Here is a 16,179-nt window from a genome sequence, read left to right as displayed (position 1 = left end):
CTTTGATGAAGATTTCTATCAATAGATTTTCGTCAAAAAGCATATCTTTGTTTTTCATGAGGTGTTTTAGTATTTGTTCAATTCTAAAGTATTAATTTTAGACATTAAGCACCTCATGTTTTTCTCCGAATTCACGTTAATCTATCACTTATCAAAGGAAATAAACAAGAGTCAAAAAGAAAAAGAAAAGACCCAAGTAAAAAGGATAAAGTTTAGTTAGTTGTTCCTTAAAATACATATAACAATTTGTTTATTAATGCATTAAAGACTTTTTATTTGCAAGGTTTTGTATCTTTAATCTTTAAAACGTTGCAAATATTAACATTTGTCCATCTTCTGCGTAGAATATTGAGTTTTAAAGCTTTTCCCCTTGAAGCGCAAAATCGTCCACTGTAATGGTCTGGTAAAATCCTTTCGATTGAAGCTTAAGAGATAAGAACTCTTCGGCGATCCAATACTATCCTTTTGATTGAAATTAAATATAAAACCGAAACATAATTGTCTCGGTTCTGTATTTTTTAATTAACTCTGATATCCCAGTAGTTTTCTCATCTGATAGAAGAATCGTTCAATCAATCTCAGATCCTGAGTAACAATTTCCGCACTTCCTTTTAATTCTTTATCGAAAACCAAGTCTTTGTTGTAACTAGTCTTTAGTCCTTTTGGAAGAAGTACATCTACATAGTAATTTCCATCTTTATCTGGAGAAAGAGAAATATTTTGTACTTTTCCTTCTACTATCCCATATTCCTGATAGCGGTAATTGTCGAGTTTAATTAATACCTTTTCACCCGAAGCAATTTTACCAGAATTTGTTGCCGGAACAGACATTCTGCCGACTAATTTTTCCCGGTTTTTAGGAAGAATAGATAAAACGGCATCTCCTGCTTTTATAAACTGATTTTCGCCGAAAAACTGTTGGAAACTGGCAATACCATCCGTATTCGAAATAAGAAGATAATTTTGCTCCCATTGCTTCAGCGATTTTCTCAATTGTTCAAAAAGCTGTAAAGTCTGGGAAGAGTAAGTAATTTTATCTTTTTCTGTATTTATTGCTGTTCCGCTTTTTGTTTTATTTAAATTAGAAATTCCTTCTTCCATCTGTGAAAGAGAAATATTGATGTTTTCTAAATTTTGCTGCGCCTGTATGTATTTTATCTTTTCATTTTCAAGCTCCATGGAAGAAATAACTCCCTGGTTGAATAACTCCTGAGAACGGATGTAATTTTTTTTGGTCAACTCATATTTCGCCTGCTCAAGGCTTTTTTGCTGTTTAGTAGTAGCAATTCTTACTCTATATTCGGAAAGGCTTTGATTAGCGGCAAGATTTTCCGGAGCATAAGGCTGTAATCTCGTAAATAAAGCCTCATCCTGAAAAGCTTTTGCAAAACTGCTATAATCTCCCTGAAGTTCTCCCAATTTGAAATGAGAGGTTTGACTGAGTGGGAATGATGATATTTGATTCGGAGATAAAGAATCTATTATTTTTTTTAATGCAAGAACATCTTTATAGTTTGCAGATGACTGCATGACCATCAATACCTGATCTTTTTTAACTTCCTGATGATCTTTGATGAATATTTTTTCAATTTTAGAATTTGTTCTGGCTTCTAATTTTTCAGGTGGATTTTGTGAAGTTACAATAATAGGTGCAGGAATAAATTCCGGATATTTTATAATATAACTCATGATTAGTATCAGTACCAATATTAAAAATATAATGGTATTGCCCCATCGGATCATCCAATGAGGAGGCTGGGTAAGAATATCCTGAACACTTTCAGAACGAAGCTCAATATTATCTAAAATGTCTTTTTCCATATTTTAATAGAAGCAATCTTCCGTTAAGAAGATTGCTGTTTTATATACTAGATTTAAGTTGAAATCTAAAATTTTCAAATTATTCGCAGATTTGCGGAGAGTACATATTCTGATGAATACATGCACTTCTTTTTGAGCACCACATAAGGTTGCAGCCACAATCATACGGTTCTCCCGGAAGCGGTGGTTCTGTCGGGAAATATGCTCCGCAATCGTTTAATCCTCCTCCTTTAAGATCTTTTAAATCTTTTCTTGTTAATTTTTTCAGATTTTTCATAAAATAAATTGATTTTTGTTATTTACTCCTACTCTGTAAGCTTTTCGGATTTCGCTGTATACCTAAAATTTAATTTCCAAGTTCTAACTGATTCTTCACCAATCGGTAATATTCTCCTCTCAGAGCAACCAATTCTGCATGATTTCCTTCTTCCACTACTTTTCCTTTATCTAAAACAATGATTTTATCAGCGTGTTTTACGGTGGAAAGCCTGTGGGCGATCACAACTGCTGTTTTACCTTTAAAAAACTGTTCGAGATTTTCCATGATCACTTTCTCATTGTTTGCATCCAAAGCTGAAGTCGCTTCATCGAATAAAATATAATCAGGAGATTTATAAACCGCTCTTGCAATGAAAAGTCTCTGTTTCTGACCACCGCTCACTCCCAAACCTTCATTTCCGATTTTTGTGTTGTAGCTTAAAGGCAGTTCTTCAATAAATTCTTTAATGTTGGCAATTTCCACGGATCTCCTCAATTTTTGCTTATCTACATAATCTTCACCTACGGCAATATTATTGGCAATGGTATCATTGAATACATAGCCTTCCTGCATCACCACTCCGCAATGGTCTCTCCAGAATCTCGGAGAAATATTGTTAAGCTTTGTATTTCCTAATCGGATTTCACCCTGAGAAGGTTCGTAGAATTTCATTAAAAGTTTTAAAAGTGTCGTTTTTCCGCTTCCGCTGGCTCCAACAATGGCCGTCGTTTTCTGAAAGGGAATGCTGAGGGTAAGATTTTCAAATACGGGAACATCTGAACCAGTATATCTAAATGAAACGTTTTCCACCAGAATATCTTTTTCCGGAATTTCGTGGGAATATTGTTCTTCCTTATTCTCCTCCTCATCCTTATCATGAATTTCACCCAATCTTTCCAAAGAAATTTTAGCATCCTGAAATTGTTTAATGAAATCGATCAGCTGAAGCAGTGGACTGTTTAACTGCCCGATGATATATTGAACAGAAAGCATCATTCCTAAGGTAAGATTTCCGTCAAGTACCAGTTTTGCAGAAAGAAAACTCACAAAAATATCTTTCATCTGATTGATGAAGTTTCCTCCTACGGACTGCCATTGTTCCAAAGACAAAGACTTTATTCTCAGCTTGAATAATTTAACCTGAAGAAATTCCCAGTCCCATCTTTTTTGTTTCTCGGCATTATGCATTTTAATCTCCTGCATTCCATTGATCAGCTCAATTACTTTGCTCTGCTCCTGAGAAACCTGTGAAAATCTTTTGTAATCGAGTTCTTTTCTTTTGCTCAGGAAAAAACTGATCCATCCGATGTAAGCCGCTGCTCCGATAAGATAGACGATAAACAGCCTATAATCATAAAACAACAGTACAATACTGAAAATAATAAGATTGACTAATGAAAACAGGGTGTTCAGCGAAGAACTTGTGAGAAGCTGCTCGATTCTATGATGGTCATTAATTCTCTGCATGATATCTCCGGTCATTCTCGTATCAAAGAAACTGATCGGAAGCTTCATGAGTTTGATAAAGAAATCGGAAATAATAGAAATATTGATCCTTGCTGAAAGATGAAGCAAAATCCAGCTTCGGATCATTTCAATTCCCATTCTTCCCATAAAAAGCATTACCTGTGCTAAAAGGACAAGATAAATGAAATTAAGATCCTGATTCTGAATACCGACATCGACAATACTCTGGGTAAGGAAAGGAAAAATCAGAGAAAGTAAACTTCCTGCCAAAAGTCCTACTGCAAGCTGGATAACCAGTGATTTATACTTCAGTACATATTTTGAAAGAAAAGAAAAACTGGCTTTACTTTCCTGATCGTCAAATTCTGTCTGAAAAAAAGCAGGGGTGGTTTCTAAAATAAGTACAATTCCTTCTTCTGTTTTTTCATTGGCATTCTCACCGATCCATAGTTTGATGAATTCTTCTCTGGTATAAGTAATCAGTCCATAACCCGGATCGGAAACGTAAACTTTGTTGTTTTTATCTATTTTATAAGCAACCACAAAGTGATTTTTATTCCAGTGAACAATACATGGAAACGGAACTTCCTCTGCAAGAGATTCAAAATTAATCTGAACACCTAAAGAGCGGAAACCAAGGTCTTCTGCAGCATCACTCAATCCTAGCAAACTGCTTCCTTCTCTTGTTGTTTCAGAAAGATTACGGATTTGTTGGAGTGATATGCTTTTGCCATAATGTTTACTTACAATACGAAGGCAGGTAGGACCGCAGTCTTTGGAGTCTGGTTGACGATAGAAAGGAAAAGATTTCAATGATTGACGTTTTTATTTATAAATAAGTTGCCGCCGATATGACTGCAACTATTTTTTCTTTAAAAGTTATTACTTTTATGAATAGCAATATTTATTACAAATACGTTCGCAAGGTAATAAAACAATATCTGGATTTGATGAATTTGGATCTGCTTGACATTCTGCCATCGTATTATAGCAGGCTGTAGATGCCTCTTGTCTTTGTGAACATTCTATTGAAATACCTCCTTTTATGGATTTCAAATTTTCTCTTGAAAGTTTCTTTAGATTTTTCATTGTATAATAATTTGTTTAATTTCCTACTCTTTCAAAGCTTTTCGGATTCCGCTTTAAATTTTTCCTAAATTAGTGAATTTTTTATTAATAAAATTATTTTTTATTTAAATTTCTTCGTCTTCAGACAATTCATCAATAAAATAGTAAATATCTTCACGATCATATTTATCAGGGAACTGATAACCGTTGATTAAAATAATTGGTGTAAAATTTAATCCGGCATTTCTGTTTTCAGCAGACATTTCCACAAGAGGAGTAAGATCCTCCTGAGCGGAATTTGTTCCTGCTTTTTGCCTAACTTTATTTTCATCCTTGTTTTCAAACCAGTATTCTATAAGATGTAAAAACTCATGAGATGGTTTGTTTCTGTAGGTATACATGAAATCTGAAATCAGATTCGTGAACTTTTCGTTCTGTTTGTCAGGAGAATAATTAAATCTCATCTGCACTGAAATGTCATTTGGATATTTTGTAAGTAAGTTTTCTACAATTTTGTGAGCATCTTTACAAAATCCGCAGTATGGATTTGAAACTATCGATAAATGCAGTTTGGCATCTTTATTTCCTACAAAAAAGGTTTCATTATCAGAAAATGTTACTTTTTCTTTTTCCAGAAGTTCTCTTTTAAAAAGTTCATAATTTCTTTTAAATCTTAAATTTTTTGCGTTCGATTTTTGAAGTGTTTCTTTTTCTTCAAGCGTATTATTAAGATATAAAACCAATGAAAATACGGCGATCCATAAAATAATACTCAATAAAGAAGTTTTCAGATCAAAAGAAATAGCTGGGAAAAGTAAAATACTGATTAAAATCTGAGTCGTTAAGACAGAAATAATTAAAAGACAAACACGACAGAAGGTTTTCTCTACAAATCCCTGAACATATAATGAATAGCCGATTGCAATAACGGAAGCAAAAGTAAAACCTTTAATAATAAGGGAAGTTGCAGGAAGAAACAATCCTAAAATGGTAAGTCCAACAAAATAGATCAGAGAAAAATCTGAAAATTTAAGTCCCAAAATACTTGTCTTATCCTGAGTAATAATCTTGTTGCATGAATTTACGGCCTGATTTCCTGCGGTGTCTCCACAGATACTCCCGATAACAGTGGATGTGTTCCCAAACTTCTGATTGAAAAGTTCTAAAGAAATATACACTCCTACCAATGATAAAACATTGAAAACCGCTTCATACCAAGCTAAATTAATTGCTGAATAGATTAAAACAACCGCAAAAATAGCATAAATAAAAGGTTTGTAGCTTGTCACGGATTTTTGCTCAACTTTATCTTTTTCAAACAGCAAAACAAAATCTGTGGATTTTTTGTGAAGTTCTTCTTTATTTAAAGTCTTTGCTTTATCAGAATAAATGGAGTATTGCGCACCGTTTTTTTTAACGAGCGAAAAAGAATTATCTACAATGGTAATAAACTCTTCAGGAAGTTCATCCCAATATTCTTTATCTAATTCGTAGGCATCATTTCGTACGCCCATGAAATTTAATGTGTCGCTGAAAGCTAAAGCAGAAGGATAATTTGGGTGTGAGTTGAACTGAAAAAGAAACTCCTGTTTGTCGAGTTTTAGATAGTTAATGAGTTTGTCCAATAGCATATTAATATTTTTCATCTAAAATAAGCAGATGTTTGAAAAAAACAAATACTTTTTTCATTTTAACGTGATTTATGGTTATTTTATTGCTTATGAATGTTTTATATGAATTAATATCTTTTTTTTATTAACAGATTTTATAAAATTGATTTATCTACGCATGAAAAATGTTTAAAAAAATGAATTCATTCTCTTTTTTTAAGTGAAAAATCTAAAAAATTATCAATACTTTATCCAATTTAATTACTATATGTTAATCTTGAAATTTCAATTGTTTTCGGAGGTGTAAATTAATTTGACTCTTAAATCTAAAACATAAAGTAATTTAAAAGATAGATAATCATACAAACCACAATTTAAAAAGTTAAGAAACAACAGATTCCTCTTAACTTTTTTATTTTGCGAATTAATTTTCATCTAAAATTGCTTTAATCTTAGTGTCAAAATTATTGTCACTTGGTCTGTCAAAGTCATCTGAAATTACCTCAAACTTATTATTGAATAAAAGAAACCTTGGAATTGAACTGATTTCAAAGTATTTTATAAAAGGATGACTAGAGTTGCTGATAATATAATTGTACTCATCATTTATATCCTTTTTTAGGAATACGTTCCATTTTTTTTGATCGTTATCTATACTAATACGAATGAATTTTATTTTATCACTATATTTTTTTTGTGCTATTTTCCAATTAGGTATTTCTTTAAGACATGGTACACACCATGTAGCCCATAAGTCTACTAAAATTAATTTTTCATTTTTTACTGACAATATATTTTTAATGGCAACTTCATTTAGTTTTGCATCTTTAATAGTGGAGTTTAGTATATTTTTAGACAGAACTTTCCCTTTGCTTTTCTCAGTTGCTTTTTTGAGGCTGCTTTCTCGGATATACTTTTTCATAATATCAATATCATTCTTACTTAAAGTATTGTCATTTTCTATGTAATCCAAAAGAAAACCGTCTAAAGCCTCTGTTTTAAATAATTTTTTATCAAGAAATTGTAAGTTATCAATCAAGTGAGGATTTTTATTTTTGAAAGATATATACCGTAATAAATTTATTATTAAACTTTTATTTTGTACGGCATTAAGTCTGTTTAATATTAAAATATTGTTATTAACTATATCAAAGTATTTGTCTAGTTCTTCAATTACTTTCTGATTTGTAATTTTTGAAAAATCTATATTAAAAAGTTTATTATAGAAATATATTTCTAAATAATCCTTTATTGCCTTGTATTGAAAATCAGTATAATTAGTAGAATCTTGCTTAATTATAGCTAAATTATTGTCATATTTTTTTTTAAGCGACTGTATGTAATTACCAGAATTATCCGGTTCTTCAATAGAATAAATAGTATTATCCGATATTAAGGTATTCAGAATAGCATTTTTCTTATTTCCTGTATAAACGGATCCATTTTTACGAAATTCAAATGTTAAAGTATCATTTTTACTAAAAACCAAATATCTTTGAACTCTTGTTTTTCCGTTAACCAGAGCATAGGATTCAAACACTGTTGGTTTTTTTAGTGTTATTTCTTTACTTTCTTTTACATTTTTTTTAGTTCCAGAAATTGAAAAATTAAAATTTCTATGATTTACAAGAGTATTTAGAGCAAATGTTCCTGTATCATAAAATGAAACATTTGTAATTAAATTCAGTGTATCTATTCGTAATGCATTTTCAACATTATTAATATTTTTAGTGTCTTTTTTTTGACAATTTACAAATACTAATAGAAGTAAAAGGAAGAGTAATAAACTCTTCCTATATTTTTTAATGTCCATATCCATCGCAACCACAATCATAAGAACATCTAGTTCCACTGTTAGGATTTCCAATTAAATTAAGACACTGTTTATTTGCCTGTGTCTGCTGGTTAGAGCAAGAGCCGGTTGTAGGGGTGTCAAAAACACCATATCCTCCACCTGCATATTGAACACTAATTCTGCATGATCCCCCTCCAGGTAATCTACCTCCATTAATTTCTTTCAAATCATTTCTCGAAAGCTTTTTCAAATTTTTCATTTGTCCATTTTTTTTGTATTAAATAATTTTTTTTGTCATACAATCCCTGACATAGGGTTCTACTGATCAGTTTTTCATCTATATCTGTACATATATAAATGAGTTTTTTTAAAGCGCTTTATCAATATTGATTTTCAAAACTATGAAAAAATATCTCACGACGAATGGATAAAAATTGCAATTTTCTTGCAATTTTTTTGCAGATTTTGCGTTTGAATTTTTATAAATTTGCAAATAAACACAAAGAAATGATACAGCAAAAACTAAGAGACCTTAGAAAACAAAGAAAAATCTCACAGGAATACATGGCAAAAATATTATCTACAGATCCTTCCAGCTATTCCCGTAAAGAAAATGGGAGATCGAAAATTTATGATGACGAATGGGAGAAACTGGCAAAAGCTCTGGATGTTTGTGTTGATGATATCAAAGAACCTGAATTTTCGGGAGTTGTTCATCATGATAACTCAAGTTTCAATGATAATTCTGAGAATTATTACAATCAAAATTTTAATATTCCAAACTCTGTTTTAGAAAGCCTGCAGGATTATATTTCTTTGCTTAAAAGAGATCTAGAGTTACTTAAAAAAGAAAATGAAATTTTAAAATCTCAGAAATGATTCAAAGATATTTCCAGATTTGTATTTAATTAAAGAGTTGAGAGACAAAAGAAGCTTCTCAACTTTTTTTGTTTTTTGAATTGCTTTTTATAGTGATAACGAAAGTGCTGTTGGTAAAATAATATCAGGCACCATCTATTTTTAAGATTAAAAATTTTAAATCTTGATTAATAAAGGAAAATTTAAAGAATATTAAATTATAATTTTGTGTATTCTGCACAAATTTATTCTGAATCAAAAAAAAATCAGATGAACTCAAAAAAACTTAAAAATTCATAAAGTTTTCATAAAGTTTTTAAAAAAAGTAAAATTACTTTTGTATTTCTGAAAAATATCGTACTTTTACATCGCCTTGAATGAGGGAACAAGTCAAGGTAATAAATTTTTTTTCATCATTTGTGTTTTTAGAATCGTATCGCCTGATACGATTCTTTTGTTTTTTATTCCTTTTCGTAATTCATCAGAAGATCAATGAAATAGGAGTAGGTAACAGAGCCTTCCTGCTGATTGCTTTTCAGGAAAAGGTTATTCGTAAAGCCGAAAAAGTCGTCCAGCAAACCCTGATGTTTCAGAACAAAAGCCTTTTCATAAGCTCTGTCTTTTTTCATCTCCGGAGAATAGTTTTTCAAAACAGATTTCACAAATTCCGGATCTTTATCTACGATGAAATTCAACAAGCTTTTTAAAGTAAAGTATTCTGTGCTGTATCGGAGATCTGTATTTTCCGAATCAATTCCAATGAGATATCCCACGAAATTTGCTTCCTGTTCTCTGGCAAAACCAAGCTGATGAGAACTTTCGTGTGCAGAAGTAAACGGAATAAGCGTATTTGGTAATTGTGAATTATATTGCGCTTCAGCCGTAAACGGATTGTAATATCCCAAAATTCCTGTGAAATTCATCACACTCTTAAATAAACTTGGTTTGAAGGAATTAATTTCAGAAGCTTTTTTATCTGAAATGTTTTTTGGAAGTTTTGTTTGCTGATGAAGAATTTCTTTCTGAACGGCTTTTACATCTTTTATGATGAAAACTCCGTTTTTATCTTCGGAAGTTAGTTCTCGGGTTTCCTTACATCGCTCAAGATATTTTAAAGCCAGTATTTTTGCCTTTTCAACTGTGGGTTCTTTCTGGCATGGAAGCTTTTTAATAATAGGTGTCTGAAAATAAAGCATTCCCCAAAATATCTGATACAAAAAATAGAAAACGTTTATGCCCGATAAAATTTTTAAAAAAGAAGAATTCCTGTTTTTCTTCTTAAAAGATCCGATAATACAATACAAAAGAAAAATTCCCGAAAGAATATAAAGCACGTCTCCAAAAGAAAAAGGAATCCATGAAAAGATCATCTGATGAACCGTTTTCTGAAATTCAAATAAAGTTTCAAAAAAAGAAATCATAATTTCAGATTTCGAGAAGACATAAAACAAAAGAAATTGGGCAAGTAATAAACCTGCCCAAAACCTTTTCTTATATAATATATTTGTATTCTTAGTGACCACCGCCTTTTGTGATTTTGTCAAGATCAATTCCCTGAGATTTCAAAATTCCGCTTACTCTTATTGCATAGAAAGCAAGATAAGCAAAACAGATTACTCCTACAATATAACTGAAGTGAATATTCGTCATATCGGCAACATACCCCTGAATAAAGCTTACAATTCCTCCTCCCATAATCATCATGATCAGGAATCCGGAACCCTGGTTGGTGTGTTTTCCAAGACCGTTGATCGCAAGAGCAAAAATACAAGGCCAAAGCGTAGAACAGAATAAACCTACACTGGTGAAGGCATATACAGAAACCATTCCTTTTGTAAACATACCAATCAGTAAAGCGGTAATACCTGCAACCGAAAAGATCAAAAGCATTCTTGCAGGATTTCCTTTACTCATAATATCGCAGATAATCATTGCAATAATAATCAATCCGTAAACATAGAAATGAGACAGATCGTGCTTTGCAATGGCATTTACCAGTAAGAATACTCCAAATGCAAGATAAGGAGCTAAAAATCTTAAGATTTTTTTGAAACCTGCACTTACGTCAAAAGCTTCAACGGCACCAGTCCATCGGCCAATCATTAAAGAAGCCCAGTATAAAGAGATATAAGGTGCTACATCTTTTGTTTCGAAACCTAAGCTTTTTTCCATATACGCAGGAAGATTAGATGCTGTGGAAACTTCTACACCTACATACACGAAAATTGCGATCATCCCTAAAATTAGCTGAGGATATTGAAAAGCTGATTTTCTGTGATCTCCTTTTATAAGATCCTCTTTACTTTCTTCAGTATTGGTAGGCGTTACCGCCGGCAGAGAAGAAAATTTAAGCATAATTGCAACTAAAACGAACGCAACCCCAAGAATAAGATAAGGAACTTTTACACTTTCAACACTTACATCATTATTCGCTGCTGCTGCAGATCCGAAGATTGCAAAAGAAACAATAAGGGGTCCGATTGTGGTTCCGAGATTATTGATTCCTCCTGCCATTGTTAATCTCTGAGAACCCGTTTCAGAAGGTCCTACTTCAATGGCTAAAGGATTGGCTACAATCTGTTGCAATGAGAAGCCCAGTCCCACGATAAATAATCCGGAGATCATTAAAGGGAAAGAATGCATATTCGCAGCCGGATAGAACAGTAAAGTTCCCGCTGCGGAAATAAGCAGTCCTACGATAAGCCCGTTTTTATAGCCTATTTTATTTACCAGATCCTGCTTTAATCCCGCAGAGACCAGCATATAAATCAAAGAGCCCACTGTATATGCCACATAGAAGCATATCTGCACAAGCATACTTTCGGTTTGAGATAAATTAAAGGCTTTTTGAAAAACCGGGATCAAAATGTCATTACTTGCCGCCACAAATCCCCAGAAAAAAAATACAGTAACCAATGGGATAAATTGTCCCCAATTGGTTTGTTTAGAATAATTTGACATATTTGTTGAAAATTTCTGAAAACAAATATATATTATTTCTATTAATTATAGTGTTTTAACAGAGTTTTTTTTATTGTCTCAAAAGCGGACGATTTAAGGTCTTTCGGTGATTCTGAAGGAGTTAAAATTCTGTTGAAATAAACTTTTGCCTTCCCGGGATAACCTTTGGAATTATCAAACGGAAAAATTTCCTTTAATCCGATGAAAGTAAAGACTACAATAGGAGAATTGTGTTTCGAAGAAAGCGTAAATGCACCGTCTTTAAATTCATCCAGAATAATAGAAGTGTCATCCGGAACACCGCCTTCAGGAAAAATAACAATGCTGTTTCCTTCTTCCATTTTTTCGGCGCATCTCCGGTAAACATCGGCGCGGCTTCTCGCGCTTTTACGGTCTACCATTACACAGATCCTTTTATAGATGGTTCCGAAGATCGGAATTTTTACCAGTTCTTTTTTTCCTACGAAACAAATAGGATGATCTGCACACAAAATACACATCAGCATAATATCCATAATCGATGTGTGGTTAGATATGAAAACGTACTGTTGGTTTTTGTCCAGTTTCTGATCAGATAATTTGGTAAGATCATACCGAATACCCATCCCGAAAAACATACAGTAGCTCCACCATCTTACAAACCGGTACGCATATTTATAATGTTTTTTATTGAATGACAGAATATAAACCGGAATCCCGAAAAGGATGGTGAAAACAAATGCTAAAATCAGCATCCAGAATCTCCAGAGGTAATTTAAAACTTTCGTCACAGCCTATCCGTTAAAGATTACTTTTTTCTTGATGGAATAATTTAAAACCGAAACCAGAAGAATAGCCGCAATTTTACTGATCATTTCCGGACTCAGCGTATAAATAATCAAATCTATATTATCCTTAAATATATAACTGTAGAAAATCTGGAAAAAACCGAGACTTAATAAGGTTGAAATAAAAGAAACCATCATAAAATAGGCAAATTCTTTTCTTTTGGAATGCTTTCCTCTTTCAAAAACAAACCAGATGCTCAGGAAATAATTGCTGATGATTCCACAGCTTGTAGAGAAAATATTACTCAGCGGATAATGGATCCCGTGGAAATTGGTTTCGCGCGGAAAAAACTGAGGAAGGGAAGTACTGAAGAGTTTAAAACTCCCGATTTCCACAACCGCACTGAGTCCTCCTGCAATGATGAAGAACAAAACCTGTTTCTGACGTAGTATTAAATCTCTCATCCGATTTTTATGATATGCAAATTTATAATTATATGTTAAACCGATAAAAAAAGATGTTAAATATTTTTTTAGATTCAAAATTATTTCTAAATTTAATTTTCAGAATGATGTAAACCTGACCTGATAATAAATTCATTTTCAACTATTTGTGTTGATGGTTTTTTCTATCTTGTAATGCGTGATTAGAAGCATACGATCAAAAATTTTTACGACCACATTTTAATAATATTTGTATGAAACGTCAAAACAAATACAGAAAATTCCAGCTTCAGCAACAAAATATTGAAGCTCTAGAAAGAGAAAATTCACGCTTCAAACGTGTCTATTCCGAATATGAAAATATGTCCAATGAACTTTGGAATCTTGAAAATGCAACAGACGAACCTGTTCCCGATGACTTCATCAATGCCATGATTCTTCAGACCTCTTATCTGGAAGATGAAATTGAAGACTGGCTGATCCAGTTTAACGATAAAAAGACGACAGACATAAAACAATAACGATGCATCTGAAAAAAAATTACTGAAAGAGAGCTTTACGGAATTAGTGAGCTCTCTTTTATTATTTCAGTTAGTATTCGCAATGTCATGTTGAGCCTGTCGAAGCATCACAAACCTACTTACTTTTCAATGCCTCAATCTCAGCTTTCAGATCCTTGATCTGTTGTTCATAAACTTCAATTAATTTTTTTGATACTTCAGAATATTCATTAAAAATATTATCATTGAATCCTTGGAATCCGTGTGCATTATCTTTATTTTCCTGGTTAAAATTTTTTTGCGAATCAGTTTCCAGCAAATCATTCAATGGAGTTTCCAAGATCTTAGAAATATCAACAAGTCTTTCAACGGTTAGTTTTGTCTCTCCGGTTTCTATTTTACGGTAGGCTGAAGTACTCAAATCAAGATCATGAGCCATGTTTTCATAAGAAAACCCTTTTCTGTTGCGGATCTCAGCTATTTTTTTGATAATCTTTTCCATATTAGTAAAAATATTTTTCGTAAAAGTAATAATTTTTCCGTAAAAGTAAGTTGTATATCAAGGTATTTGTTTTAAAATTGTATAAAAATAATCACTATGAAGTGATAAGTGAAAAAGGATTTTAACCCATTAAAAACAAAAATGTTATGAAGAAAAATTTAGCCGTTCGGCTTGTGTTTATTTTTCTGGCTCTTATCTTGTACTCCTGCAGAACAGATGAATCTATACGAGAGGAAGAAAGAGCCGATCAGGAAAAAATTATGGCTTTTGTAAAGTTTCATGAAAAAAGTACTGTTAGTAGATTTGCAGATGAGGGCAGTTATGCTTATCCTTTTGCTGAAATTATAGAAAATTATTTCTATAATCATCCTGATTATGCCGGTATGTTTATAAAAGATGTAGGAACTATCGATTTACAAGTTGCCTCACAAACTTTTCTGGATGGCGAAGAGAAAATCGTATTATTTCCTATATTGGAAGATAAAAAAGTTACGGCTATTATCCAGTGTACGGTAAATGCAGATGAAACCTATGTAAGTTTTAAAGTACTTAAAACTGAAGTTCCTGCGGATATGCAGGATGCCATAAGAGATTTTCAGGAGTATTATGATAATAAAACTTCTGAAACAGCCAGAGAGAAAAGCATACAGGAAGTTATTATTACCATATATTTGCCAAGAAACTGGACAGGCAGCGGGATAGATTATAACCCATGGGGAAGCAGCGGCAGCGGTGCCGGCGGAACAATGAATGGTGGTTCCGGAATCCATGGAAGCGGAGGCTCCGGAAATTCCGGCTCACAAAACCAGAATCCATGCGAGAAAACGAAATCTGTAATTAATAAGTCGAATATACAGGCAGGAATAAATAATGTAAAAGCACAAGCAAAACTAACTCTGACAAATCCCAAAACAGGTGAAATTGGCTTTAAAGAGAAAAAAGATGGTACGGTGGTACCTGCGGATGTTAGTGGAGCACATCATGCTGTATTTAATAACGTAACTGATGGCTATGGAGGTTACCATAATCATACAGCTACGGGTATCCATATGGTTTCTCCTCCGGATATTGCAGATGCATAGTTTGGATTTGCAGCAGCTCAAAGCATAAGTGACGGAGTTGGGAATGCTTACTTGGGTATGATAGCTGCAGAAACTTGTAGTAGCTGTCCAGATGGGGTAAAATATGTACACTATTTGATACGTTATGCAGGAACAGGTGCGGAATTAGCAAATTTTGTATATTCACCTGCACAAATGAAAAAAATTATAAATGACTATAGAAAGACAGCAAGTGATTTAAGTGATCCATATATAAGTGGTCATCTTATAGTAATAGTTCAGGCGATTTAAATGAAAAAGGATTAGAAAAATTATTTTTTGATACTTTAACAAATATGGGGCTTGACAACAAAGTAATCCTTCAACGTATTGAGAATAGCGGAGCAGTATATAATATAACAAAAGACAGCTCTGGAGCAATTAACGCAACACCATGTCCATAATATTAATTTTAGAATAATAATAAATATGAAAGAAATATATTTAAAAGCCTTAATGATATGTTTAATAATTAACACATTATCTTGTTCCGCACAAAATCTTCCTCTAAACACTCCATTCGCGAGTATTCCCAATGGAGCATATATAAAGGACACAAATAATGAATTAACGCCTTACATAGGTACTTATAAAGGTACTTTTGATGATAAAGAAATTACACTGTTTATTACTAAGCAAGAAAATAAATTAGAAAATAGTGCTCAAAAAAGTTATTATATGGATGCTTTAATTGTAAAATATATTGTTAAAAATTCTTCAGGAGCTATTTTACAAGATACTCAGAATAATAGCTCAGACATTGAATTCTATAGCTTCAAAATGAGACCTGCAAAAAATGCTTTACAGTTTATTTATACTGGTACAAATTGTCATGTTGGATGGGGAGATATTTATTTAAAAAAAATAAATACGACACAAATATCTTGGGAATATAGACCTGATGATATTATTACAACAGCTGCAAAATGCCCTCCGACTTTAGATACGACAATTTATCTACCTGAGACAAAAAATCTAATTTTTACAAAACAGTAAATTTAATTAGTTTTAAGGTTTTATAGATTAA

Annotated in this window: 17 protein-coding genes; 5 read left to right on the top strand and 12 right to left on the bottom strand. The window is 32.4% G+C overall.

The window, feature by feature from the left end; genetic code table 11:
• Positions 1-522: 522 nt before the first annotated feature.
• From B0E34_RS14690 to B0E34_RS14665, 7 genes are all read right to left on the bottom strand, one after another.
• The gene (locus B0E34_RS14690) at positions 523-1,821 is read right to left on the bottom strand and encodes an HlyD family secretion protein (protein ID WP_087710629.1); all 1,299 of its coding nucleotides are present in this window, start codon (positions 1,819-1,821) and stop codon (positions 523-525) included.
• Positions 1,822-1,900: 79 nt separating this feature from the next.
• Entirely contained in the window at positions 1,901-2,098 is a 198-nt protein-coding gene (locus B0E34_RS14685; RefSeq protein WP_087710627.1) for a bacteriocin-like protein, read from the bottom strand.
• Between the two features lie 69 nt (positions 2,099-2,167).
• Entirely contained in the window at positions 2,168-4,360 is a 2,193-nt protein-coding gene (locus tag B0E34_RS14680) for a peptidase domain-containing ABC transporter (protein WP_087710625.1), read from the bottom strand.
• A gap of 75 nt (positions 4,361-4,435) precedes the next feature.
• On the bottom strand, positions 4,436-4,636 hold the full coding sequence (locus tag B0E34_RS22550; RefSeq protein WP_343665315.1) for a bacteriocin-like protein: 201 nt from the start codon (positions 4,634-4,636) through the stop codon (positions 4,436-4,438).
• A gap of 104 nt (positions 4,637-4,740) precedes the next feature.
• On the bottom strand, positions 4,741-6,246 hold the full coding sequence (locus B0E34_RS14675; RefSeq protein ID WP_087710635.1) for a thioredoxin domain-containing protein: 1,506 nt from the start codon (positions 6,244-6,246) through the stop codon (positions 4,741-4,743).
• Between the two features lie 403 nt (positions 6,247-6,649).
• On the bottom strand, positions 6,650-8,077 hold the full coding sequence (locus B0E34_RS14670) for a TlpA family protein disulfide reductase (RefSeq protein WP_228423089.1): 1,428 nt from the start codon (positions 8,075-8,077) through the stop codon (positions 6,650-6,652).
• Positions 8,028-8,279, bottom strand: coding sequence for a bacteriocin-like protein (locus tag B0E34_RS14665; protein ID WP_087710621.1), 252 nt, complete (start codon positions 8,277-8,279; stop codon positions 8,028-8,030). Before B0E34_RS14665 ends, B0E34_RS14670 begins: the two co-directional genes overlap by 50 nt.
• A 248-nt stretch (positions 8,280-8,527) precedes the next feature.
• On the opposite strand from B0E34_RS14665, the gene B0E34_RS14660 reads away from it, so the two are divergent.
• Positions 8,528-8,899, top strand: coding sequence for a helix-turn-helix transcriptional regulator (locus B0E34_RS14660; RefSeq protein ID WP_087710633.1), 372 nt, complete (start codon positions 8,528-8,530; stop codon positions 8,897-8,899).
• Between the two features lie 440 nt (positions 8,900-9,339).
• On the opposite strand, the gene B0E34_RS14655 is transcribed toward B0E34_RS14660, so the two are convergent.
• The 4 genes from B0E34_RS14655 to B0E34_RS14640 form a co-directional block, all read right to left on the bottom strand.
• Positions 9,340-10,299 carry a DUF3810 domain-containing protein gene (locus B0E34_RS14655; protein ID WP_087710619.1) on the bottom strand — a complete coding sequence of 320 codons (960 nt, stop codon included), beginning with the start codon at positions 10,297-10,299 and terminating at the stop codon, positions 9,340-9,342.
• Between the two features lie 91 nt (positions 10,300-10,390).
• Positions 10,391-11,839, bottom strand: a complete 1,449-nt coding sequence (locus tag B0E34_RS14650; RefSeq protein WP_087710617.1) for a sugar MFS transporter — start codon at positions 11,837-11,839, stop codon at positions 10,391-10,393.
• Positions 11,840-11,880: 41 nt separating this feature from the next.
• Positions 11,881-12,609 carry a lysophospholipid acyltransferase family protein gene (locus B0E34_RS14645; protein ID WP_228423088.1) on the bottom strand — a complete coding sequence of 243 codons (729 nt, stop codon included), beginning with the start codon at positions 12,607-12,609 and terminating at the stop codon, positions 11,881-11,883.
• A gap of 3 nt (positions 12,610-12,612) precedes the next feature.
• The gene (locus B0E34_RS14640; protein ID WP_087710613.1) at positions 12,613-13,071 is read right to left on the bottom strand and encodes a GtrA family protein; all 459 of its coding nucleotides are present in this window, start codon (positions 13,069-13,071) and stop codon (positions 12,613-12,615) included.
• A 233-nt stretch (positions 13,072-13,304) separates the two neighbouring features.
• Between B0E34_RS14640 and B0E34_RS14635 the strand changes: the two genes are divergently transcribed.
• Positions 13,305-13,571: a hypothetical protein gene (locus B0E34_RS14635; RefSeq protein ID WP_087710611.1), complete on the top strand. Its 267-nt coding sequence runs from the start codon at positions 13,305-13,307 to the stop codon at positions 13,569-13,571.
• Between the two features lie 115 nt (positions 13,572-13,686).
• Here the strand turns inward: B0E34_RS14635 and B0E34_RS14630 are convergent, their stop codons facing one another.
• On the bottom strand, positions 13,687-14,052 hold the full coding sequence (locus tag B0E34_RS14630) for a helix-turn-helix domain-containing protein (protein WP_087710609.1): 366 nt from the start codon (positions 14,050-14,052) through the stop codon (positions 13,687-13,689).
• 146 nt (positions 14,053-14,198) lie between these two features.
• Between B0E34_RS14630 and B0E34_RS14625 the strand changes: the two genes are divergently transcribed.
• The 3 genes from B0E34_RS14625 (at position 14,199) to B0E34_RS14615 (ending at position 16,148) form a co-directional block, all read left to right on the top strand.
• Positions 14,199-15,134, top strand: a complete 936-nt coding sequence (locus tag B0E34_RS14625) for a hypothetical protein (RefSeq protein ID WP_087710607.1) — start codon at positions 14,199-14,201, stop codon at positions 15,132-15,134.
• A 57-nt stretch (positions 15,135-15,191) separates the two neighbouring features.
• Positions 15,192-15,404 carry a hypothetical protein gene (locus tag B0E34_RS14620; RefSeq protein WP_087710605.1) on the top strand — a complete coding sequence of 71 codons (213 nt, stop codon included), beginning with the start codon at positions 15,192-15,194 and terminating at the stop codon, positions 15,402-15,404.
• A 177-nt stretch (positions 15,405-15,581) separates the two neighbouring features.
• The gene (locus tag B0E34_RS14615) at positions 15,582-16,148 is read left to right on the top strand and encodes a DUF6705 family protein (RefSeq protein WP_087710603.1); all 567 of its coding nucleotides are present in this window, start codon (positions 15,582-15,584) and stop codon (positions 16,146-16,148) included.
• Positions 16,149-16,179: the final 31 nt, after the last annotated feature.

Origin of the sequence: Chryseobacterium mucoviscidosis (assembly GCF_002177115.1) — a bacterium.
Lineage (GTDB): Bacteria > Bacteroidota > Bacteroidia > Flavobacteriales > Weeksellaceae > Chryseobacterium > Chryseobacterium mucoviscidosis.
Note: the sequence above shows the minus strand (reverse complement) of the source record. Positions and strands in the feature narration are given on the sequence as shown.